Genomic DNA, 24,775 nt, shown 5'->3' with positions numbered 1-24,775 from the left:
TTTGTATAAAATTAATTAAATTTTATACAACTACTGAGACGAGAAATTCTGAATTATTCAAACTCAAATTATTATTCGACGAAATGGTGGTGAGATAAGCCAAACATCTGCTATTAACCCACTTATGTGGGATAATTCTATACTGGATCAACGTCAAAATAAAGTCGAAGCGTCTTATAATCTCTGTGCTGCTTTACATCTAAGCCCAGCTTGTAAGCCAGTTCTTTCACTTTATTGACGTTGATTTTCTTTTTTTCAATCTTGATGTAGATCTCTTCTATGTATAGATTTCGAATCCTTGAAATCACAGGTTGCTGCGGGCCAAGCACTCTTTGTCGACCTAACTCTCCAATCAGCCTACCGGCATAATGTTTGGAGGCTTGCTGCAAGATATTTTTCTCTTTATGCTTTAAGATTACCTTAATCAAGCGGTAAAAAGGTGGATACTGAAAATTTTGTCTTTCTAATATTTCTGTTTGAAAAAAAGACTTATAGTCTCCTGTTCTTATTTTATAAAGCAAGGGCTCATCAGGTTCTCCGGTTTGCAAAATCACTTTCCCCTGATCGTCTTTTCGCCCTGCTCTCCCACTTACTTGTGTAATGAGTTGAAAAGCTCGTTCGTGAGACCTAAAGTCAGGAAAATGCACGATTCGATCATAGTCAAATACGCCTACCAAGGAGACTTTATCAAAATCCAACCCTTTACTTAGCATTTGGGTACCTACCAAAATATCAGTTTCGCCTCTTTCAAAACGATCGATAATATGCTGATAACTATACTTACTTCGCGTTGTATCCTGATCCATTCGCTGAATGTGAGCTTCAGGAAATAATATCTTGAGGTCTTCTTCCAGTTTTTCTGTACCAAATCCGACAGTTCGAATAGCCGTAGAACCACAGGCATCACAAATGGCTGGCACAGACTCCTTGTGTCCACAATAGTGGCAAATGAGCACGTTGTTGTGCATGTGATAAGTCAAACTCACATCACAGCTTTGGCACTTTGGTACGTGATTGCAATCGTGACAAATCAGGTAAGGAGAATAGCCTCTTCTGTTTTGAAATAAAATGACTTGTTCCTTCTTTTCCAGAGTATGTTTGATACCTTCAAGCAGTTCAGGGGTAAAATCACCCTTCATTCTTTTGCTCTTGCGGGAGGTGAGAATATTGGCCAGCTCGAATTCTGGCAATTTCCCTGCGCCAAACCTTTGCGGAAGCTCTACCAGTTCGTACTTGCCGTCGAGTGCATTTTGATAACTGTCCACTGACGGAGTAGCAGTACCCATAAGCACATTCGCTTGATGCAAATGCGACAACCAAATAGCAGCATCTCGCGCATGATATCTCGGCGCTGGTTCGTATTGCTTATATGAGGACTCGTGCTCTTCATCTATTAGGATTAGACTCAGGTTATCAAAAGGAAGAAATACAGAAGAACGAACGCCAGCAACCAAATTAATTTTTGCATTGTTTACTCCATTCCAAATCTCCACTCGCTCATTATCTGAATATTTTGAATGATAAACACCCAAGGCACTACCAAACACTTTGTGCAATCGAGATACGATTTGCGTGGTCAAAGCTATTTCTGGCAATAGATAGAGCACTTGCCCGCCATTTTCAAGTGCCTGCTGAATGAGGTTTATATAAATTTCGGTTTTGCCGCTACCAGTGACTCCATGAAGCAATACGGGTTTATTCTTTTGAAAAGCCAATAAAATCTCCTCCAAAGCCTTCTGCTGCTCTGATGACAAGGAATGATTTTTTTCCAGTTCACCATCAATTTCATCCAGTCTTGAAATGATTTTTTCCTTTTCAATGAAAATTTCATTTTTCACTAAGGTTTTCAAGGAAGATGCAGAGAGATCACCCGTTAGTAAACTTGACTTTAAAATGTCTCTTACTTTTGTCTCCCCTTCATCCATTCGTGTCAAACTCAAATACTTAAGTAAGATGGCTTGTTGCTTGGGTTTCTTTTCTAATTGCTCAAATAGGAGTTGCATAGCCGACTCGTCCTCCAAGAACTGCCCTGCTAGACCAATTGTTTTTACCGTTTTTGGTTTGAACTTATCTTTGACTTGCTCGAAGAGCAAAATACTCTCTTTCTGTAAAAGCGACTTTAGAACTGGATGAATCATTTTCACTCCCAAGAGCTCTGAAACCTGATCAAAACTCAGTCGATCGTTAGCTTTGAGTGCATTCAAAATGGCCAGCTCCTTTGCTGAATATTCCATTTCTGACCCCAACACTTCTGATTCAGGATTGAGTTGAATGAGAGATTCACTGGTCAATTTGAGGCCACTGGGCATGGCTGCATTGAGCACCTCCCCAATCGTACACATGTAGTACTGGGCCAACCAGGCAAAAAACTCCAGTTGAAAAGTGTTAACTACAGGTGCATGATCCAAACTATCGAGCACATACTTGGCCTCATATACTTTGGGCACTGTCTCATGAACCAGTTTGACAATGCCAGTTAAGATTTTCTTTTTCCCAAACTGGACGACAACCCTGCTACCTAACTCAATGTGCTCTTCAAGATCCCTGGGAATTCTATAAGTATAGGTTCCTGGCAAAGGAATAGGCAAAATCACATCTGCGAAATAGGTGACTCGCTCCTCAAAATTTTCGTCTAGTTCACTATTTAATTCTAGTTGAGACAATTACTTAGATTGGATAATCATCGTTTGTGGATTTCCTTCAAGGAATCATAGTTGGCCTGAATGATCAAGTCAGCTTCAATCTCATCAATGGCAGATGAAACAAACAAAGTTTCGAACTGAGAGGGTGCCAGATAGATTCCTTTCTCCAGCATGGCATTGAAATATTTACCAAACATATTCAAATCTGACTTTTTGGCTCCGTCAAAATCAATCACCTTCTCGTCTGTAAAAAACAAACTAAACATAGAACCAACAGCGTTTACTGTATACTTCAATCCTAACTTCAATATGTTGAGTTTGATTCCTTGCACAATATACTCTGTCATCGTTTCCAGGCGCGTGTAGATCTCTGTATTTTCATTCAAATACCTGAGCATAGCCAATCCTGCTGCCATAGCTACTGGATTACCAGAAAGTGTACCCGCTTGATAAACAGGGCCACTTGGAGACACCATATTCATAATATCTGCTCGCCCGCCATACGCACCCACAGGCATACCACCACCTATGATCTTGCCTAAGGTGGTCAAATCTGGTTTGACTCCGTAATATTGTTGTGCACCCGCTTTCGATATTCTAAAACCAGTCATTACCTCATCAAATATCAATACAATATCATTCTCATCACAAAGGGTACGCAGACCTTGTAAATACCCCGTTACAGGAGGGACGCAGCCCATGTTTCCACCAATGGGTTCAAGAATGATGGCGGCTATTTGATTAGGATTTTCCATCACCACTTCCTGTACCTTTTCCAGGTCATTGAACGGAACTGTAATCGTATCTTGAGCCGTACCCTTCGTCACTCCGGGACTATCTGGTTCGCCCATAGTAGCTGCTCCACTACCAGCTGCTATCAGGAACGAATCTCCATGACCATGATAGCATCCTTCAAATTTTATGATTTTATCCCTTTTAGTAAATCCTCTTGCCACGCGAATGGCTGACATGGTAGCCTCTGTTCCCGAATTTACCATTCTTACCTTTTCAATGCTCGGCATCATATTGGCGATCAAATCAGCCATCTCGATTTCGGCAACAGTAGGTGTCCCAAAGGACAGGGATTTTTTCACAGCGTCAATTACAGCTCTTTCGATTTGCATTTTCCCATGACCAAGAATCATAGGCCCCCATGAATTGATCAAATCAATATACTTATTTCCATCTACATCGTGCATATAGGCACCTTTAGCAGACTTCATAAAAATAGGCTCTCCTCCCACTGCCTTAAACGCTCGGACTGGAGAATTCACTCCCCCTGGTATGTGGCTTTGCGCTTGCTTAAAACTCCTGAGACTATTGGTTTTGTCCATCACTTCTTGGATTAACTACTTTTTGTTTTGAATTGGATAAGATTGTAATCGGAACGTACTGATTACTATTCCTAAAGTTGAATTCTGTGCCTTGCAATAACTGCCCCGTGACAAAGCCTACTTCTGGATTTCCTTTTTGAAAATAGTGCCCATACTGCTTCATCATATTGCCTAAGTAGTACATCATCTCATACCCAATGATCGCATTAAACGAAGGTTCTTTCTTATATGCGATCAAATAGTTCTTTCTAAATCTTTTGAAGGTTTCATTGGTAGGATCAACAAATTCCGGGTCAATAAAATAAATACCCAGCCGTTCCATTTCTTCCAGTGTAAGCGTGGGAAATTCTTTCCAATTACCCCTACCAATCAACCGTGTACTATCAGCTCTAATTGACAAAGCACTTATAAAGTTGGAAGCGAACAGGGCCTCTGAAGATGCAACATACACGTGCCCAATGCTATCTGGAGCCAATGTGAAAAATTCCTCATAGTACTCAATACTATCTTTTGTAATACTTGATTTTCTTTCCTTTATAAATCTTTCTTCTCCTGGCAGGATCATTGCCAGGACTGAGTCTACCTGATCTTCTGTATAGCCCACCTCATACTTTTCAGTAAGTAGATCATAAGCCTGACGAACAGTGGTATCTACCACACCAGCATTAACAAGGACTTCAAATCCAGCCTCTTGGATACGCTGACTGTAGGTGTAGGCATTTAGTGAATCTCTTTCGTTATTTTCATAGAAAATCATAGCGTACTTGTTTTTCACACTATCTATGGTCAATTGGGCAGCAGCTAATGCCTGCGTCTCAGTATCTGCTTTGAATAAAAAAGAGAAGGGATTATTTTGAATGGCATCAGAATTGGAAATCAGTGGATTGATCATATTAATCTGATTTTCAAAGCTAAAATTGTTTGCCACTTTAGATGGCCCTGGGAATAAGGGACCCACTATCAAATCCATGGATTTCATCTCAGGATTTGCAAAAATAGCTTCCGTGATCTCGCTATTTCTTTTCGTGTCATAAGGGAAAATATTGATGGATTCCCCATCCAAATTTATAGAATCTACAGCCATCAGCATGCCTGCGTATAATTCCATTACAAACTTATTGCGCTCGATTCTGGCTGTGTAGCTCAAATCCTCAAACATAAAAGGGAGTAGAACAGCAACATTGTAAGTGTCCTTCATTTGGCTTTCGCCAATTTCGGGCAAACCGTATTTCTCTTTGTCCAAATTGAATTGGTTTACCAGTCGATTGAGCAATTGAAAGTCACGCTCCGACATGGGCTGATCGTTAATCTTGTCAGCTACTATTCTCGCTAATATTTCATCATCTGGGTATAGATCGTTCAAAGCTTCTAAGACAGGCAGACTGTCTACTTTGATCAATTTTTGTTTCATCAACGCCTTGGATTCATCCAGGCCTGATTTTTTAGAATAGTAAACACCTTGAGCATAATTACTTTGAGCAAAGTAAATTTCGGCTAAATAATGCTGTACTTCCCTGATTTGCTTCCAATCACTATTTTCTTCATCCATCTGGAGCCACATCGCCTTTGCGTTGGTGGTATCTCCATTTTTGTACGCAGATAGACCATAGTAAAAAGCAGCATATTCTTGAAAAGCATGATCCTGATTATTTCCAGCTAATCGCCGGAAATAATCCATTGCAAATCTGTAGTTGCCTTCAGCAAAATACTGTTTAGCTTTTAAATAGTCTGACTGCTCGTTCTGAGCAATTGCCTGCGTGGCAAGCACCAAAAATAGCAGGCAAAAAAGGGCAAATTTCAATAGTCGTAACAAGCCGGTTTGATTTGAAAATGGATATCAATAAATGAGGCTTAAAACTATAAAATTTGGCTATCTGAATCTATGAATGTGGTAAATTATTTTACCACGTCCAGTTTCATCATGTTGGTTCGCTCCTGCCAGTGCAGTGGCATAGAGGCTGTATTGATGTAAACATCACCCGTCTCTACCAATCCTTTATTTTTCAATACTTGAAGTACATCATCAAAAGTTTCGTCTATTGGCTTGTGCTCGTCGTAGTAAAAGCCTTTGACACCCCATATCAAGTTGACCGTCTTCAGCAAGTGTTTGTCGCTTGTGAAGATGTAGATATCAGCTTCTGGCCTATTTTTAGCCAAACTGAAGGCTGTATAACCTGATTTCGTCATTCCAATGATGGCACGAGCGCCAACAGATTTACTCAACTGACAAGCAGATTTCACGAGCATGTCATTCTTTGCGGTAGCACTTTGGTTATCCTCCCAGAACTTATTAAAAATAACACTGGCTCGTTCTTCAACAGATGAAATACATTTCGCCATTGCCCTCACGGACTCCACAGGAAAACTTCCAGATGCTGACTCTGCAGAAAGCATGACTGTATCTGCACCGTCCAGGATAGAATTGGCGACATCATTAGCCTCTGCTCGTGTTGGGCGAGGATTGTCGATCATGCTTTCCAGCATTTGAGTGGCAATGATTACGGGCTTACCCAGCTTATTACATTTGCTTACAATTCTCTTTTGGATCATAGGTACGTCCTCCATGAGCACCTCTACACCCAAATCACCTCTAGCCACCATAATAGCATCTGTTGCCTCTATAATTTCGTCAATATCAGCTACTGCCTCAGGTTTTTCAATTTTGGCAATGATTTTAGCTTGCTTGCCTTTGCTATCAATAATTTCTCGGAGTTCTGTAATGTCTTTAGCATTTCTCACAAAAGACAGCGCTACCCATTGCACACCATGCTCTAGGCCAAATTCCAAGTCCTCTCTATCCTTTTCTGTCAGTGAAGGAGCCGAAATAGCTGTATTTGGAAGATTAATTCCTTTTCTAGATTTGAGCATCCCACCATAAACCACTTCTGTAGTCACCTCTTTACCGTCCGAAGAGAGCACTTTGAGCTGCAATTTGCCATCATCTACTAAAATCAAATCTCCAGGAACTACATCAGTAGCCAGTGGTTTGTACGTGGTACTTACCTTTTGGCTGGTGCCCATCACATCTTCTGTACTGATCACGAGCTGCTCACCAGGAATGATCTCGGCTTCGCCATTTTCCATTTGTCCAATTCGAATTTTCGGACCTTGGAGATCTTGCAGTGTGCAGATATTGGTACCAATCTCGTCATTGATTTCATTGATCATTTTGATTCGCTCTAAATGATCGTCGTGTGTACCATGGGAAAAATTGAGTCGAAAGACGTCTGCTCCAGCCTCAATCAATTGTATGATAACTTCTTTTTTCTCACTTGCCGGACCCAGTGTGGCAATGATTTTCGCCCGTTTCGATTGCATCAATATGTGTGTTTATTTAGAATAAAAAACTCTCTTTTTCTTTGATTTTTTTCACATCCAATTTTACGATGGAGTCAATCTTTTCAGATCGCCGCAACGCTGTGAAGAGTAATTCTAAATCGGAGGTTTCTTCAAACTCTTCTATCTTCAGTAAAAAATCAAAAGTTCCCAGAGACGGAACAAATAGTTTTTGGGTCATTGCAGTCTCAGTCAAAACCTTGTTAGCTAGAAGTGTAAAACGTCGAAAATCATTTTCAAAAACAAAGTTTGAAATGGTCAATTTCTCAGCATTTTTCAAATCCACTTCAAGATCTGACTCTTTCTTCAATCCAATGTCTAGTGCTCTATTGATAGCCCACGAAACTGTATAATCTTTGGATTGAGAAATAATACCTATCAGATGGAAATCATAGCTATAATCTGCTTTTAGTTTTAGCTTCTTCACTGATCGGCTCATTGAAGGTCAAAATTGAGAACATTTTCAATGAATTCAAACTTTCATTGCAACTATTAATACTAATTTGATCTTTTGTTAAGAATAGACGTTCTAATTGGCTTAATTAGTACAAATTGATTAACACCCTCTTTGAGATTAACTTTTCAAGAATTCAGGCAGATCAAAGCAACAAATCAGAAAGTCTCTGATGCACCTGATTTTTGTAGTATCTGCCAATGGGTATAATTGAATTACCAATCTCAATTTCGGTCGCACTATAGCCCTGAATCGCCTCAATGCTGACAATGAAAGATTTGTGAACTCTCATGAATTGATGACTTGCCAAATTTTCCTCCAGGTAATTCATTTTCAAGTAAGTCAGCACACTTCCTTTTTTGATGATGATTTTCACGTAGTCCTTTATACTCTCAATAAAAAGAATGTCAGAAAGCAACACCTTTTTCATTCGTTTATCCTCACGGACAAAGATATAATCACGTGCAAATGTTTGTGCCTCTTGGTCATTTAAGGGAACATTATCCTTACTCCAAGGTAGCTCCACTTTTCCAATTGCTTTCATGAACCTTTCAAAAGAAATGGGTTTAAGCAGATAATCTACAGCCGCCATCTCAAAACCCTCCAAAGCAAAGTCTCTATAGGCTGTAGTAAAAATAACAGCTGGAGGCCTGCTGAGTGACCTGATAAAATCCAGGCCAGAAATTTGAGGCATTTTAATATCTAAAAACATCAGGTCAATCCACTGAGTATTTATTAAATCAAAGGCCTCCACTGCATTTTCAGCTTTACCCACCAAATTCAAATGAACCAGCCTTTGAATATAGTTTTCAAGCACTTTGGCTGCTAGAGGCTCGTCATCTACTATGATACAATTAACTCTTTTCATCTAAGCCAATGGTTAATTTAACTTCGTATAAATCCGGAGCGTCTTTGATCTCTAATTCGTACCTATCAGGATATTCACCTTCCAGCCTTTTTCTTGTATTCGGCAATCCTATGCCTGAATGCTCTTGAGGTCTATGGCCTGAATTGTCTACACTGTTTTTGAGATTCAAAAACAGAACTCCGTCCTTAACGGTCAGTGTAAAGTGTACGAAACATTCTGCCATGCTATCGCCCGCGCCGTGTTTGAAGCAATTATCAACAAAAGGGAGTAAAATTAGCGGAGCGATACTTGCGTCTTCTATTTCTCCATCCGTATGAAATTGAAGCTCTAATCTTTCACTATATCTCAGGCGTTCTAAATTGATATAGTTCTCAATCAACTCAATTTCTTTTTTGAGCGATATTCGATCTACGTTGCACTCATACAGCATGTAACTGAGCAAATCTGATAATTCCAATAGCGCCTGAGCGGTCTTTGGCGATTGATCCAAAGACAAGGAATAAATATTATTGATGGTATTGAAAAGGAAATGCGGATGCACTTGTGCCTTGAGATACTTAAGTTCTGCTTCCAGCTTCTCTCGTTGCAACTGAGTCCGCATTTGGTAATCCTTGACCCAATGTGACATGAGGTATATGGCTGTAGCCAAGCCTACCACTGGATACACAAAAACCAAATTGCGAAAAGCCGTCCCAAAATCCCAAAGCAAGGCGCGATCAAAGTATAGCATACTGATTGGATAGGCAACGTAAATATCAGTCAATCGCCTAGCTAAGGCCGCGAAAACAATCAGAGCTAACAGCCAGATACAAAACTTTAGATACTGTTTATTTAGAAGAAATTTAGGGATTAAGTAAAATATGAGTAAGTAGACTAAAAGCATCTTGAGTGGCAAACTGATCAGCTCCACAAGCAACACAACGCCAAAATCCTCCCTGAAATATTCGACAATGAATATTTTGACTAGCAAATAGCCAACCCAAAATAGGACATGCCAAAACCATTCTTTTTTAAGTTCTTGCATAAAATTGAGATATAAAGATGACCAATTCATGTAAATGAAATTTTACAATTGGCCTCAATGACCAAATAAAGAAGATCATCGTTTGATTCAATGTGACAAACACCAAATTTCACAGCGAGTTACGCTAAAAATATCTATCTGTTTTAATAAGAAATCAACTCTGTTGAAGAAGACAACAAAGCCGTAAAAATATCTTCTGTATACATTTCTCTCAAATCCAATTTGCCTACTGGATTATGCAATGGAATAGTTTTTACTGGATTGAAATGATAGGTAGACACCCATACGCCAGTTTCTAATTTCACCCACTTATCCCAGCTAAACCTCATGCCACCAATGGGAATAATAGATACCCAAAGTTTCCAGCTTTTTGGCCTTCCATTTTCGTCTAAAATCCATAGGTACGAATCTCCGGGTGTAGAACCGCCAGAAGTGTAAGTGACTAAAAGTGTTTTTTTACCATGCCAGGTTACGATACTTCTTTCAGTGCCTGGATCAAAAATTTTACTGATTGGGTTCAACCAGAAGGAATCGTTACACCAATATCTCCATGCCCAATGACAAATTTCCTTTTTCTTTTCCTCCGCCAAACTGGAATCACCATTTACAATAAACCCTTTACGCTTATTGATATCCAACTGAACTCGATTCCCATCATAATCCACTTGTGTAAGATGTCTTTTTTTATCCCACACATACGTACGGTCGTCATATCCCCAACTGATTGCACCAGTATTTTGCCAAGCTTGATGATTGATGGATGCCATCATAGTACGTGCCAATTGATCTGCTTCCTCGGATTGCACACCCTCAGGTAAGCCCTCATCCATATATTCAAATAGCAAAAAGGCTGTCAAAAAAATTGCCAACAGCGTAATTCCCAGAATTTTGAGCCTTTTAAGCATCAGGCTCTGGCTTTTCTAACGTGGTCATTTGAATACCTAACAATGACAATAAGCAGTAGAAGGCAAAATAGTTGAACCCTTCTAACAGATTGGCTTCAATAGAACTATTCGACTGTGTAGATAAAAAGGCCATAAAAACGCCTACCACAAACACATCTGCCATAGACCACTTGCCTATGATGAATACAAAACGGTAGAGCTTTGCTTTGAGCGAGAATTTTTTGATTAGAAGAACTCCCAAAATGATAACACCTTTTGTAAGTGGAATAATCACGCTAAACAAGAAAATCAAAATAGCCACGAATTTGTTATTCGTATGGTAAAGGGTGTCTACAGTTTGTAAAATACTCTGTGTTTGCTCATAGAAAGTTGTCTTTCCAATGATGGGCAATTCAGCTGATATGACCACCTGCAAAATGGGTTTTGTAAGACCCGGGTACAACAGGCACAAAGACACTATTGTGAGGATTAATGCTGCAATATTTCTCTTAAGCATCGGGAGTTTATTTTGTATTTTTTGACATGTAGGTTAGGATGTAAAAAGTTCAGGTTATACAAGTATAATCATATTATGACAATTGTAGACTGGAATTAAAATAGAACCAGATTTATCAGATATAAGTGTCATTTTATTACTAATATTAATTTTTATTCTTAAATTTTATAAGACTCAATCAGCTACCCTAATTTAAAAACTAGATATTCAATATGGATAAGTACGATGTATGTGTAATAGGTGGCGGGCCAGCAGGGTATGCCGCAGCGATGAGAGCTGTAGATTTCAAGAAGAAGGTATTACTGATAGAAAAGAATAAAATAGGAGGAGCTGGTATTCACAATGGTGCACTTTCCAGCAAAACCTGGTGGGAGCTTTCCAGAGAGGCTTTTGCACTAAGAACTCACTGCAAATCCACCAATGTACCAACACCCAAGCACAACTTTCAAATCCTCAAGGAAGAGGTAAATAAAGCTGTCAACAAAAGACAGGAGCTTTTGGAGCATCACATGCACAACATCAACCTCAATGCTGGTGCCGATCTCTTTCATTTTCGCCAAGGCATTGCCAAAGTAGTAGGTGAAACTGTGGTTGTCGTTCGAACAGACGATGGTGAGTTTGAAATAGAAGCAGACAATATCATTTTGGCCACGGGTAGCAGACCGAGAAAATTAGATAATATTCCAATTGACGAAAACATTATTCTGACCAGTGATGGTATCGAAAACTTGAAGGAATTCCCTAAGAGTATGGTGATCGTTGGAGCAGGAGTGATTGGCTGTGAATTTGCTACGATTTTTTCAAATTTCGGTCAGACCAAAGTCCATATGATTGACAAAGGTGATCGTATTCTGCCTTTCGAAGATGAAGATATAGTAAGTGTGATAGAACAGAACTTAGAGAGCAAAGAAGTGCTGATTCATAGAAACTCCAGGTTGGTAGAAATGAAAGTGGAAAACGGGATGGTCGTCTATACACTGGAGTATGACAATGGGTCAAAAGAAATTTTCCATGTGGAGAAGGCGCTGGTTTCTGTAGGCCGTATTCCTAATTACGAAAATCTGCTCTCTGCTTCAGTCAAAATCAATATGGATAGTAGGGGAATTATAGATGATCTCACACAAACTTCAGTACCCAACATTTACGCTGTAGGCGATATCACAGCAGATATTGCATTGGTTAATGTGGGAGAATTAGAAGGAAGATATTCGATTGAAAAAATCTTCGGCAAGCCAGAAAAAGACTTGATTTATGAAAACATATCAACCATCATGTTTTTAGCCCCAGAAGTGGCTGGTGTGGGTTTGAACGAAATCAAAGCTAGAGAAGCAAATATCCCTCATAAAGTCGTGAGTCTAGACTACAGTTGTATATCTCGGGCAATAGCCATGCGAAATACAGAAGGATTTATAAAAGTGATTGTTTCTAATGACGAAGAAATGCGCGTATTGGGCATGAGAGTAGTGGGTGAACATGCTTCTAGTTCCATTGAAGCTGTGGCACTTCTCATTTCCATGAATAAAGGCATTGAAGAATTAGCTGAATTGATACACCCTCACCCTTCCATTATTGAAGGTATTCAGGAGTGTGTTCGTATGCTACTCAACAAGTCCATGCTGAAGCCTGGTGTACTTAGAGACGCCATGAGATGCACAAGCTACTCTGATGGAGAAATAAAAAATGTGGCCTTTGCTTAGAACCTACCATTAGGTAAAAGAAAGCAGTCTTCAAAGTTCTACTAATCCAGAGTTCGGCACATTGAGCTATGCGAAATGTTTTTCTACCAGTGGAGATGCTTCCATAATCGGGTGGGTGATAGACTCAGTCCTACAGTTTGTTTTGACATTTGAGCTAACCCCCATTTATTACCCAGTTTCTTCACTACGACTATTATTCGCTTCTGTCTGAACTTTACCTGCAACTGTTTGTTGTATCTTTAGGTAAAATCAAATCCACAAAATATGAGCACATACGCAGTAGCCATAACCAAAGAAGAACTTACCACCCAGCTCAACACGGACGGCCACATGGGATTGGTAGACGAGCCAGTAGAGATTGGAGGATTAGATAAAGGGCCTACCCCCTATGACTTGCTCTGTGGTGCCTTAGCCAGCTGCACTTCTATCACTCTTCGGCTTTACGCCAACCGCAAGGAATGGGATGTCTCAAGAATCAGAGTGGAAGTGAAATACGCCAAATCGTACAAAGAAGCGTGTGAAACTTGTGATGAAAAACCGCAAAAAGTAGACACTTTTGAACGAATCATCTCCCTGGAAGGCAATCTGGATAACGATCAAAAGAACAGAATGCTTCAGATTGCCAATAGCTGTCCAGTGCACCGTACACTCGAATCTGACATACTGGTTGAAACTAGACTAGATTAAAAAATCCTACCAAAGGCAGGGTTTAATAATACAGGTATATTAATAAGAGTTAAGTACTGTCTTTTTACTTCGCAAAGTAATTATGGCCTGATATTTCATATTAAAAAAAAAGTGACTCCCCCCAGAGTCACTTTTAAAATAAGCTCCCAACATTGAGCCATATTTTTGTTGGTACTATCTGTACTCATGTATTATTCTCAAAAGTCCTTGCTCAATTTTGCTCCAGTTCTGACTTCATTTTTAAATAGACACCATTAGTCCAGCCGAACCCATCCTGAAGCGGATATTCGCCCCCGCCACCTTCGAGCGTTAAGTCTTCCACATTGTATTTCTCCATCATTTTACCCGTCCGCTGATAGACTCTTTCGTTTAAACTCACCCAACGCTTTGCTATGGTATTTGCCAAAGAGTCTTTGTCGTAATTTTTCAAACCCCAAAAACTCATCCACTGAAGTGGTGGCCATCCATTAGGTGCATCCCATTGCTCTCCGGTATAGTTTAAGGTGGAGATCAAACCACCATCTTTCAGGAAATTCTGCTGAATAAAGTCAGATACCTTTTCTGCTTGACTAGCATCAGCTATTTCAAAACTCAAAGGAAAAACTCCAGCCAGTGAAGGATTAGAAGTGTGCGTTTTGAATTTAAAATTATAATCGATGAAATAGCCCAGCACTTCATCCCAACAGTAAAAATTCAATGCCTCTCTCCTAATTTGGGCCTTCCCTTCGTACTCGGCAGCCAACGCGTCCTGACCCGTCTGCTTATATCCTTTTGCAATAGTTTGCTCTAAATAATAGATTAAAGCATTCAGATCGACAGGAATAATATTTGTGGTTTCGATGGTTTTCAGCGTGTTTCCATCTGCAAACCATCTTGAGCTATAGTCCCAGCCAGATTCAGCTCCTGCTCGCAAATGTCTGAATACCAATGACTCTTCTCGACCAGATTCACGAGCCAGAAGCACGTCCTCTGCCAGGCTTTCTTCCCTAGGCCCATCAAAATTGTCCCAATATCGGTTCAGTACATATTTCGAATCTAATAGTACCACTCGCTGACTGGTAGCGTTTTGAACGGTTAAGCTGTCAGCACCTGTCATCCAAAAATCGTACTCCTTCTGCAAGTAAGGAAGGTATTCAACCCACACTGACTTTCCTTTAATGGATGCCAACAAGTTTATCATTAATGCAAAAAAAGGAGGTTGGGATCTTCCCAAAAAGTAGGTTCTGCTCCCATTGGGAATGAATCCAAATCGATCAATCATCTCAGCAAAATTTTTCACCATATCCTCTATGAGTTGATGTTCTCCTGACACTTCCAATCCCAACATGGTGAAATAAGAATCCCAATAATAGATTTCCCGAAACCTACCTCCTGGAACTACATAGGGATAAGGTAATTGTATTCTGGATCCAAAAACAGCACTGTCAGCTGGCCGTTTGAGTGTTCCCCAAAGTTTGTCTATATGGTCAATAAGTGATGCGGTATCCTGTTCTTCGTTATAAACTGGATGCTTATACGGCTGGTCAAAGTAAGTATTTACAAAGGTTTTTAAGTCAAAATTCGCGTTTCCCTTGTTTGCCATATAAGCCTTCATAATAGAATCAGGAGCCACTTTTGGCACACAATCCACGAAGGTCTTTCCATCGTCAAAAATACGACTTGTCTGCACTTCGTATAGCAAGCTCCCAAAGACCTTTGCTGGTGGGTGTGGCACTGATGCCTGGCTGGACTGAAAGGGTTCTACTGTCTGGTCAGTATCGCCGATCTGACAAGCATAACACACCAGCATAAGAATGAAGAACAAATATTTTTTATATATCATCTGATTGTTGCAATTTGAATTAGCTTAAGCGACCCCTGGTGCTTTTAAAAATTAGTGAGATAAGTCTGATAAATAAGCGGCAGGGCTGTTATACCCGCCACTTATTACTCAAATTACTCGCCAAAATTCTTATTAAAGGTTCTGTTGGACGGCATTGTTATTTTAGAAATTGATGGCCACAGAAAGTCTTACGGCTCTACCCAACACTGATCTGCCCATAAAGGTCTGCCCATCAACTGGAGCAACTCCATCTTGTCGGCCATCTGCTTCTGTCAACCCTATCGTATTGAAAAGATTCGACACATCCAGTGCAAATCTGAAATTGTCTACTACATAGGCTCCACCAAGGGCAACAGTACCAAAAGCAGGCAATTCGAAGGTATTGGCAATATCCTGATACTTCCTTCCGAAATGCGCATAATTGGCATATACATTCAGATTATCCGTGATGGAATAGTTCGGCCGGAGCGTAAAGTAATAATTAGATATTCTTCTAGCCAGATTGCCATTCAAGCTTGATTCTGATCCTTCATATCCTTTGTACTCAGGATTCTGAAGTGTACCATTGAAGTTGATTCCGAATTTTCCCCATTTCATAATTGCTTCCAGTTCAAGTCCGATATTTTGGACGTTAGCGAATTTCTTCTCAGAAACCCCTCCAGCGCGAATGTCCTGATACGCAATATTGTCCAGCTTCATATAAAATAGATTGGCAAACAATGCGATGTTTGGCGACGAGTATTTGAAACCAAGCTCAGTCTGATCGACAAAAGTGGGTTCAAGATCCGCCAATCCGGCAGAGCCAGCACCACTTTCTACTGCAGGCCCATAAAATGATTCTTCAATTGGAGTTCTGAACCCATGACTATGTCTCACATAAGACGCCATAACGTCGCTAAACTGGTAGTTTAACGCTACTGTATAAGACACTTCACTGATGTCGTAAGTCCAATAGGTGTAATCTCCCATAAGCACATTTACTCCATTGTCTGCATTGTTATTAGGCAGTATACCAATATCATTTCCCCAAGTACCATGGTCGCCCACACCAGCAAATTCCTGATTATCATACCTTAAACCTACGTTGGCAGTCAAATTATCCGAAATGCTATACTCAGCATCTGCGTAGACTGCATTGATTGTATTCTTGATCTGAGATTCTCGCTGTAACCAGGTAATGCCTGATATACCGTTGAATGTATAGGCTGTTCCTGTATTTGAATCTACCAGATTTACCAGTCTTGGATTGTCTGATGCACTCACCAAATAACTACTCCAGTTCCAGTTCTGATCAGATTTCCAATTGGAATAGTAATAACCCACATTTAGGTTCAATTCATTCAAATCAAAATTGAAAGACAAATTGTTAGCCACATTTCTCATCTGTTTTTTGATATTCCAATAGTCTGCTCTTTTCAATTCTGTGGCAGCGGGTAGCGCACTACCGTTGTCGTCGTAGGTAAAAACTGCATCCGTGGTAGGCACACCAAAACTGGTCGCGGTGGCATCTTGTGTGGAAACATCTCCCATCCAGTGCGCTGCAAAAATCGCGTTGTAATCCATGTCTATGTTGGTATTTTTGAATGCATTTTTTACTGAAATGTTATCAGTCAAATCAAATTCAAACACACCACCGACTGCATTGGAAGTTGGATGTACACCATCTTCCAAATCCGCCTCAAAAAAACCGCCACCCGACTGTGGAACTTTCAATTTGCTCAGGTTTCGTGAGGTGAAAGTACCATAGTTAGCATCAAAACCTTGATATTCCTTCGGTTTGCCTCCATCCATAACAAATGGGGTAGACTGATAAAAAATATTCCGATCATTTAGATTCTTATAATAGACGCGGGCATAACCTTTTTTGAATTGGTAAGTAAAATTGGCCTTAACCTGTCCGCCTTTATTGGCATCAAAGCCAGGACTTCTAATACCTTGATCTACGCGATAAAAACCCCCAACATTATAGAATAACTTGTTTTCTACAATTGCACCTCCCACGTTAAAGTCGGTTCGGAAGAGTCCGTAGTCTCCAACGGTAAGTTTGGTTATACCTTGTAATTCATTTTGGCCCGTTTTGGATGTGAAATTGATGATTCCGCCTGGTGCTCCACTAGCAAAAATGGATGCCGAGCCTCCTTTGACTGCTTCTATTCTATTAATCGTTAGATCCACACGTTGAAAATTATCGATATTGGCAAACTGCAATGCCCCATCTTCGAACACAGGTAATCCATCTTCCTGAATCTGCACATACTCATAAGCACCCGCTGAAGGAATACCTCTGGCAAACAGATTGTTTCCTACTTCTCCGCCTGACGTTTCTACTAGAAAGCCAGGTATCGCCTGCAATACATTCGCAGTACTTGGCGCTGCATACTCTCCAATGGTTTTGGAGTTCATCGTTGTGATTGCCACACTAGATGATAATTTAGACTTTGGATTGGAGGCACCTGTAATCACCACTTCTTCTAGGCCTAATAAATCATCTTTGAGTACGAAATTGATAGTGACTGGGCCGTCTGCTACATCCACTGTTTGTATTTGCGTGACAAACCCAACAAATGAAGCTTCCACCTGGTAGGTTCCAGATTCCAGATTGTCTATGACAAAGGAGCCAGAGATATCTGCAGAAGCACCTGTAGAGGTATCTTTAAGTTTCACACTGGCACCAATGAGTCCTGTCCCATAGCTGTCCTTTACCGTACCTGTGATACTCCCTCCTTCAAGAACTTCAATATGTGTCTGGTCCGCTTTACTGGCTTTTACTACACTGATGTTATTATTTACCTGCCTGAAATGTAAATTGGCCTGCTTGGACATCTCATATAATAGGTCTCCAACGCTGGTGTTTTGACGATTAAGGTTGATTTTAACCTTACGGCTGATCTCAGACTGATTGTAGGCAAATTCAAAATTAGATTGAGATTCTATTTCCCTGAAGGCTTCAGGTAAGGTAGAATTTTCAAAGTTCACAGATATGGTAGTTTCATAAACGTTCATTCTGTGCTGTGCATTCCCGCTACTGGCCACAACCAGAGTAAGTGTGAGACATTGCAAGAAAAATCCAATAAAAGCGTAAAAGCTGCTCATGATTAGTACATGCAGTATGTTTTTTTTCATAACTTTAAATGTTTAGTAATTAAATGATTAAGTATCTGCTTTGATATTTAAGAGTTTATAGAGCGGATATTGGCGTATCCGCTCTTTTTGTTTTTAACTGATTTTGTTCTCCATCTTTTCTATTTTTTGAACTTGATCTGAACTCGTTTGTCTTCTATTTCATAATCAAAATTTAGAGCAAAGCTCATACTCATAAGCATATTGCTAAGCGTCTCATTTTTATATTTAGTCGAAAATTGAATACCTTCTTTACCTGACCCTATCAGTTCGACATCCACATCAAACCAACGTTCTAATTTTTTCGTAATTGAAGGGAAATCATCCTGATCGAACACCAAAACTCCTTTAGTCCAAAGCCCCATATCTTCTGTCGCCATGGCAAGAACATCCACCTTGTTTTTGTCTTTGTCATGCACCAGCTTCTGACCAGGAACGAGAATATACGTTTCAAAATTTGTATTTGATCCCGGCACTTCTACTTTAAGTTTTCCAGTTTTAAGAGCTATTATGGTTGTCGCCTCATCCTCATGTGATTCAATATTAAATGACGTGCCTAGAACAGTAGCACTAATTCCTCCTACCCAGACTACAAATGGTCGCTGAGGATCCTTGTTCACTTCAAAAAAGGCTTCCCCTTGTAGTTCAACCTCTCGAAGGTCTGAACTAAATTTGCTTAAATAGCTGAGTGAGCTACCTGCATTCAGTGTGGCAGTAGACCCATCAGAAAAAGCCAACTTGGACTTTCTTCCGTAAGGATTTGTTTTTGAGGCAATATTTTCAGCAGTTACGTCACTTTTTTGATCTGGAGTGGTATAAAGAAAAACAAAGGTGGCTAGAATAAGCAGTGTGAGTGAAGCGGCTACCCGGGTTATCCATCGCCATTGGTCAGTTGGTATCTGATCAGGAGATAAAGCGGTTTTAGATTCATTTCCCTTCAATACTTTTTGCAAAACTTCATTAAACTCAGAATCTGAAGGCTCTGATGTTTCAAAGCTCATAACCAAAACCAATTCTTTGGCCTGCAAGAAGGCTTCCTTATTTGAAGGATGAGAGTGTAGCCACTCTTTCCAAAATAGATTCGACTCACTATCCGGTCCCTTTACCCACTTTACAAAAGCCTCGTTTTGTAAGAAGTATTCAATGTCGTAGTTGTCTTTGTTCATTTTCCTCTGTATTCATTTATAGAAGGAATGAAACATCAAAATGACATCAATATTTTTAAACTAATTTTAAAATTCTCTGAAATTGACCTCTAGACAAAGAAGATTGACTTTTTAAAAGAATTCCTTTAATTCTCCCAGTGCCTTATAAATGAGATTTCTTGCTGACTTCACATTTCTGAGATCCATTACTTCTGAGATATCAGTATATGACAATCCTTCATAATAAAAATGATAAACTGCCTCTCTTTGCCTAGAGGTCAGATGCGTCAGGGCTGCATTAAGTCGCTCCAGTTTTTCATCTGACAACTGGCGCTCTATCAGTTTTTGTTCGTGTGAAAAGACGAAAGAAAACTGATAACCCTCCACTTCATTCGACAACCGAATTGTCTTTCGCTTGCCTTTATAGTAGAGTACTTTCCTTCGTATTGACTTGAAGAGATAGCGCTTTATTGAATTAGTAGCGGACAGATTAGTTCTGGACTTTCTCAGCTCAATAAATAAGTCCTGAATAGCATCTTTAATCAATTCCCTGTCGTGGGTAAATTGACTGGCGTATTGATAGAGAACGTTGAAATATTTGCTATATATAAATATAAAGGCCGACTCATTGTAGTTCTTAAATTCTCTCCATATTTCACCATCAGACCTACTATCAAAAATACTCGACTCTTCCTGCCTGGAGCTTTCATTCAAAGAACCTCTTTTAGAGTTGGATCCATCGCTACGAAAATGTATGGAAGACATGCTGTCAATTTATTGCTAATATTCCTTTTATCAAAAATCGAAAAACATTTGCCTCAATCAACACTATGCAAAATAAAAGTGAACTCATGGGTCAGTAGATTTAACACTCATAAAAAAATCCAGCCCTGAAGCTAGATTTCAATGTTTTCACGCAGTAGTTTTCTAATCCTACACTCTGTTGATTTTAATTTGAAAGGTAAAATAAGAATACTCGCTATTTACTTTGTCAAACTTATAATTCAGCCTTTCTCCAGTTTTTCGGGCTAGCTGAATTAAGCCAAGACCAGCTGTACCTTTCTCAGAAAACTCACCATTGCTGAGCGTTTCTTTATAGAGCGTTCGTAAGCCATTCTTGTCTGTATTATTCACTTCTTCTATTTTATCCTTCAAATCATAGGTATGCTTTGTTGGAATAAAATTACCAGTGATGATGTTGTAATATTTTTCTTTGGCTATGACCGTAATCAATCCCGACTTAGCATCATGTTCGGAAATTTCGTCAAAGTGACCTTTGACCTCATCCATGTGATGGTACAGGTTGTGCACGCATTCAACTGCCGCGCTATAAAAGAGCTTTTGAACCTTCTTGTCAGATTCTGTCATATTGACCTTTCGGTCGAGCGTTTCAATAACAGAAGTCACTAAATCAAACGTGATAGCACCTTTGTACATGAGTAGTACATTCTCATTGTAAATTTTATTATACAAATCGAAGCTGTTTGCGTGAGTAGGTTCTGTCACAGATTCGCTCTTTTTCTTTACTTCTTCAGTCATGTTCTGTTGAGTAGATTTTTCTTCCTTCCATTCGTTGAAGGCCCCTAGCATTTCATTTGATTCCTTATCCATATAGCCGAAAACAGAATACTATGGTGTATTACACACTCAGCGTTAAATCTACAAAAATAATATGTTAAACTCCAATTATTTGAATTTTGACAAGATCTAAAGCAACTTTTGGGCAATATGCTAATGATTTTCAATAATTACCCGTCAATGACTTTTGCTCAAAACAGTTTGGCTATCTTTGGAGTGTGAGGGCAGTTAGCAGCATTTTCTTTACGATATTATACTTTTTTTTCACGACTGGCGTATCGGGATCAGACCAAACATGGGCTGAGGTACAAAAGAGAAAAAAGGGTGAGCTGACCATCTACTACCGCAGCACAGAGCCGTTTTTAATCACAGAAGCTGATGGTACATTGCGAGGGTTGGAATATGAAATGATGGTCGGATTCAAGTACTTCCTTTGGAATAAGTATGGCATTCGTATAAATCTCAATTGGCAATCAAAAGAAAGTTTTAAGTATGTATTTGGATTGATTAAAAACAACCCAAATGAAGGGGAATTCGGATTAGATATTATATCCAGAACCTTAAAAAGAGAAGAGGAAGTTGGTTTTTCTACTCCTTACTTTCCCGATATTCAAGTTCTAGTTTCTGACAAAACCATACCCACCATTAAGTCTATTCAAGAATTCAAGGAATCTTTTGAACAGTATACGGCTGTTTCTGTGGCAGAAACCACCTATGACCTGTACCTGAGAAATTTAAGAGCCAAATACAAAGTAGATTTTAATATCATATACAAGCAAACCAGCAATGAAATAGTACCAGGCATTCTAGAGCAACCCGGCCGATTTGGCTATATGGACTTGCCCAACTACCTCATCGCTTTGAACCAAAACCTTGCGATTAAACGCCAGCCCATTTTACCGATTAAGGGTATTGGCTTCAGTGTCATTTTCAAAAAAGGTAGTGATTGGGCTGAGCCCATAAACGAATACCTGGCTAGTCCAGAATACCAGATTTTAAGAAATAAAGGCATTCAAAAGTATTTGGGCAATGATGTTTATGATTTGATTGAAAGTATTTCTCAAGGAGAAAACGAGGAAATGGTTTTACTTCTGAAAGAAAAAGAACTGGTAGATAAAGAGCTGATGGAACGTTCCAAACAGATTCAAGAGCAAGAATATATTACCAATATGCTGATTGCTTGTGTGATTATTGTGTTCTTGATTGCTTATGCCTTGTACAACAGAAGTAAAATTAAATCCAAGGCGAACAAAATACTCACGGCTCATCGTTTGATGATAGAAAATCAAAATGAGCTACTAAGCAAAAGAAACAATGAATTGCTTGAGCTAGATGAAGAAAAAAACAACTTCATAAGTATCCTCTCGCATGATTTGCGTGCGCCTATCAATAACATTACGGCTTTGGCAGGACTACTGGCCATGGACGACAATCTTACAGAAAGTCAAGTAGGGTCTATCAATCATGTAGCTGCTGAATCCAGAAGACTAAACAAAATGGTGACTCGAATTCTAGATGTAGAGCGTATCGAGTCCAAATCGACAGAAGATTTTCGTGTAATTGACTTGACTGAAGTGATTGAGCGAGTAGTTAGCAACTACAAACAGCAAGCATTAGACAAAAAAATCACCTTGCATCTAGATGCTGAAGGTGTGCACAACGTAATGGGGCTTGAGCAATATCTTTTCCATGTGTTCGAAAACCTATTATCCAATGCTATAAAGTTCTCTCCTCTAGGTGAAGCTATATGGATTCGAGTAATTGAAAAGGATGGCTGCCACCTTATCAATTTCACAGACGGAGGCCCAGGAATGAGTGAAGAAGATCAGCAATTGATGTTCAAGAAATTTCAACGATTGAGTGCCAAACCAACTGCAGGTGAGCGCTCTACAGGGCTGGGATTATCTATTGTGGCCAAATATACGGAGCTGCTAGACGGCAAACTGACTTGGGAGTCTGCGCCCAATGAAGGCACTACTTTTACTGTAGCGCTAAAAGCGGTATAAAAAAGGGAATGCCCCCCGACATTCCCTGTAACCCAAAACTGTCTTTGTTATTTTTTGTAAACTACACTTGCACGAGCGGGTAGTTTGATGGTAGATGCTGTTCTTTCTACGCCTCCCTCTTGCCATACCAGTGTGGTGTATTTGTCCAGCAAAGCATTACTCAATTCAACAGGTTGATTGGTAAGATTATGAACCACACCTACAGATTCATCTTTATATGAACGGGTAAATGCAATTACACCAGACTTCTTATAATCCAGATTTTGAATATCTCCTAATGAGAATACCTCTTGCTTTTTGAGCGCAATCAGACGTTTGTAATGATTGATGATAGATTGATCATCAGACCATTGCTGTGCTACACTTGTCACGGACGTATCTGTCGAATAATCGGCCTCCATCCAAGAGGTTCTCATGGCATCAAACGAAACCTTATCCCAAAGCATGGGTTCACGTATGTTCTCATCTGGCTTCATGCCCAACATGCCGATTTCTTCACCATAGTAGATATATGGTGTACCTGGCAAGGTAAACAACAGTGATGCTGAAAGTTTTATTTTCGCCTGGTCACCTCCTAAAACTGAAGCCACTCTATTTTGATCATGGTTGCTCAAGAAACTCGCTTCCACAAACTCAGCATTGTACTTTTTGAACCAAGGCAAGGAAGTATTGATCACCTCAGCCAGATTGGCACTGGAATCTATCTCATAGCCATGACCAGCTATATTAGCCGCTACCACCTTTTCTTTATTGATTGACTCTAATATGCTAAAGGCTCTATCAAAATTGAACAATGATGTGAACCCTGCTGCGTAAGGGGATGCAGTGCCTGCATCTGCCCAGACCTCTCCAATCAGATACACATCAGGGTTTACTTTTTCCATTTCGGTTTTGAATTCCTTCCAAAAAGCGTGGCTGTCTATGGCTCGATCGTCAGGATAAATGTGCTTGGCAGCATCCAGTCGAAATCCATCCACTCCTATTTCTTCCAACCAGAATTTGCCAGCATTGTACATTTCAGTTCTTACAGCTGGATTGTCATAATTCAAATCAGGCATGCCACCATAGAAAAAACCATAGTAGTGTTCTTGAGTAGTATCACCAGCTACTGGGTGCCACTGACGTATGTTGTCTGAATCAAAAGAGGTTTCTTTTTTGGCTATTTGTTCGGCTATAGAATCCTTATTTGCCCAAACATAATAATCTCTATACTTGGCCTCTTTTCCAGTCATAGCGTCCTGAAACCAAGGGTGATCATATCCGCTGTGGTTGATTACAAAATCCATGATCACACTAATGTCTCTGGCATGGGCTGCGTCTATAAAGGCCTTGAAATCCTCCATAGTACCATAGTCAGGGTGTATGCCTGTATAATCTACCACATCGTACTTGTGATAACTTGGAGATGGCGACATGGGCATCAACCAAATGGCATCTATGCCTAGATCACTCAAATAATCCAGCTTGGAGGTCATTCCTGGGATATCTCCTATCCCATCTCCGTTGGAGTCTGCAAATGATTGCACGAAGATTTCGTAGAATACTTTTTTATTCCACTCAGGAGAAGATACTGATTCTTCTTTTGAAGTTTTTGTGCAAGACATGACCATGATCAAGTACAAAAATAATATTGATAGTTGTTGTAGTTTCATTTGCTATTG

18 protein-coding genes are annotated in these 24,775 nt (G+C 39.8%); 3 read left to right on the top strand and 15 right to left on the bottom strand.

Annotated elements, in window-relative coordinates:
- Positions 1 to 137 precede the first annotated feature (137 nt).
- The 9 genes from priA to B9A58_RS16390 form a co-directional block, all read right to left on the bottom strand.
- Positions 138 to 2,663 (bottom strand): replication restart helicase PriA, encoded by a 2,526-nt coding sequence (gene priA / locus B9A58_RS16430; RefSeq protein ID WP_084373952.1) that lies wholly within the window; start codon positions 2,661 to 2,663, stop codon positions 138 to 140.
- A gap of 17 nt (positions 2,664 to 2,680) precedes the next feature.
- Positions 2,681 to 3,976 (bottom strand): glutamate-1-semialdehyde 2,1-aminomutase, encoded by a 1,296-nt coding sequence (gene hemL, locus B9A58_RS16425; protein WP_084373951.1) that lies wholly within the window; start codon positions 3,974 to 3,976, stop codon positions 2,681 to 2,683.
- On the bottom strand, positions 3,960 to 5,789 hold the full coding sequence (locus B9A58_RS16420) for an ABC transporter substrate-binding protein (protein ID WP_139793941.1): 1,830 nt from the start codon (positions 5,787 to 5,789) through the stop codon (positions 3,960 to 3,962). Before B9A58_RS16420 ends, hemL begins: the two co-directional genes overlap by 17 nt.
- Positions 5,790 to 5,872: 83 nt before the next feature.
- The gene (gene pyk, locus B9A58_RS16415) at positions 5,873 to 7,294 is read right to left on the bottom strand and encodes a pyruvate kinase (RefSeq protein WP_084373949.1); all 1,422 of its coding nucleotides are present in this window, start codon (positions 7,292 to 7,294) and stop codon (positions 5,873 to 5,875) included.
- A gap of 16 nt (positions 7,295 to 7,310) precedes the next feature.
- Entirely contained in the window at positions 7,311 to 7,751 is a 441-nt protein-coding gene (locus B9A58_RS16410) for an IPExxxVDY family protein (RefSeq protein ID WP_084373948.1), read from the bottom strand.
- A 160-nt stretch (positions 7,752 to 7,911) separates the two neighbouring features.
- Positions 7,912 to 8,634 (bottom strand): LytR/AlgR family response regulator transcription factor, encoded by a 723-nt coding sequence (locus B9A58_RS16405; RefSeq protein WP_084373947.1) that lies wholly within the window; start codon positions 8,632 to 8,634, stop codon positions 7,912 to 7,914.
- Complete coding sequence (locus B9A58_RS16400) at positions 8,621 to 9,688, bottom strand: sensor histidine kinase (protein ID WP_084373946.1); 1,068 nt, start codon at positions 9,686 to 9,688, stop codon at positions 8,621 to 8,623. Before B9A58_RS16400 ends, B9A58_RS16405 begins: the two co-directional genes overlap by 14 nt.
- Positions 9,689 to 9,801: 113 nt before the next feature.
- Positions 9,802 to 10,563 (bottom strand): hypothetical protein, encoded by a 762-nt coding sequence (locus B9A58_RS16395; RefSeq protein WP_084373945.1) that lies wholly within the window; start codon positions 10,561 to 10,563, stop codon positions 9,802 to 9,804.
- On the bottom strand, positions 10,556 to 11,059 hold the full coding sequence (locus B9A58_RS16390) for a paraquat-inducible protein A (protein ID WP_084373944.1): 504 nt from the start codon (positions 11,057 to 11,059) through the stop codon (positions 10,556 to 10,558). Before B9A58_RS16390 ends, B9A58_RS16395 begins: the two co-directional genes overlap by 8 nt.
- Positions 11,060 to 11,271: 212 nt before the next feature.
- Here B9A58_RS16390 and B9A58_RS16385 point away from each other — a divergent pair, with 212 nt between their 5' ends.
- Positions 11,272 to 12,756 (top strand): dihydrolipoyl dehydrogenase family protein, encoded by a 1,485-nt coding sequence (locus B9A58_RS16385; protein WP_084373943.1) that lies wholly within the window; start codon positions 11,272 to 11,274, stop codon positions 12,754 to 12,756.
- Between the two features lie 264 nt (positions 12,757 to 13,020).
- Complete coding sequence (locus B9A58_RS16380) at positions 13,021 to 13,443, top strand: OsmC family protein (RefSeq protein ID WP_084373942.1); 423 nt, start codon at positions 13,021 to 13,023, stop codon at positions 13,441 to 13,443.
- Positions 13,444 to 13,654: 211 nt separating this feature from the next.
- Here B9A58_RS16380 and treF read toward each other — a convergent pair whose 3' ends face one another.
- The 5 genes from treF to B9A58_RS16355 form a co-directional block, all read right to left on the bottom strand.
- Entirely contained in the window at positions 13,655 to 15,265 is a 1,611-nt protein-coding gene (treF, locus tag B9A58_RS16375; protein ID WP_084373941.1) for an alpha,alpha-trehalase TreF, read from the bottom strand.
- A 162-nt stretch (positions 15,266 to 15,427) separates the two neighbouring features.
- Positions 15,428 to 18,388 (bottom strand): TonB-dependent receptor, encoded by a 2,961-nt coding sequence (locus B9A58_RS16370; RefSeq protein WP_221407871.1) that lies wholly within the window; start codon positions 18,386 to 18,388, stop codon positions 15,428 to 15,430.
- A 119-nt stretch (positions 18,389 to 18,507) separates the two neighbouring features.
- Entirely contained in the window at positions 18,508 to 19,551 is a 1,044-nt protein-coding gene (locus B9A58_RS16365; RefSeq protein ID WP_084373940.1) for a FecR family protein, read from the bottom strand.
- 111 nt (positions 19,552 to 19,662) lie between these two features.
- Entirely contained in the window at positions 19,663 to 20,295 is a 633-nt protein-coding gene (locus B9A58_RS16360; protein ID WP_084373939.1) for an RNA polymerase sigma factor, read from the bottom strand.
- Positions 20,296 to 20,463: 168 nt separating this feature from the next.
- Entirely contained in the window at positions 20,464 to 21,141 is a 678-nt protein-coding gene (locus B9A58_RS16355) for a SiaB family protein kinase (RefSeq protein WP_084373938.1), read from the bottom strand.
- Positions 21,142 to 21,326: 185 nt separating this feature from the next.
- On the opposite strand from B9A58_RS16355, the gene B9A58_RS16350 reads away from it, so the two are divergent.
- Positions 21,327 to 23,114 (top strand): ATP-binding protein, encoded by a 1,788-nt coding sequence (locus B9A58_RS16350; protein ID WP_084373937.1) that lies wholly within the window; start codon positions 21,327 to 21,329, stop codon positions 23,112 to 23,114.
- Positions 23,115 to 23,161: 47 nt separating this feature from the next.
- On the opposite strand, the gene B9A58_RS16345 is transcribed toward B9A58_RS16350, so the two are convergent.
- Complete coding sequence (locus tag B9A58_RS16345; protein ID WP_084373936.1) at positions 23,162 to 24,766, bottom strand: alpha-amylase family glycosyl hydrolase; 1,605 nt, start codon at positions 24,764 to 24,766, stop codon at positions 23,162 to 23,164.
- Positions 24,767 to 24,775: the final 9 nt, after the last annotated feature.

It is taken from the genome of Reichenbachiella faecimaris, from assembly GCF_900176375.1.
Classification (GTDB): domain Bacteria; phylum Bacteroidota; class Bacteroidia; order Cytophagales; family Cyclobacteriaceae; genus Reichenbachiella; species Reichenbachiella faecimaris.
The sequence above is the reverse complement of the archived record's forward strand: the minus strand, read 5'-3'. Positions and strand labels throughout refer to the sequence as shown.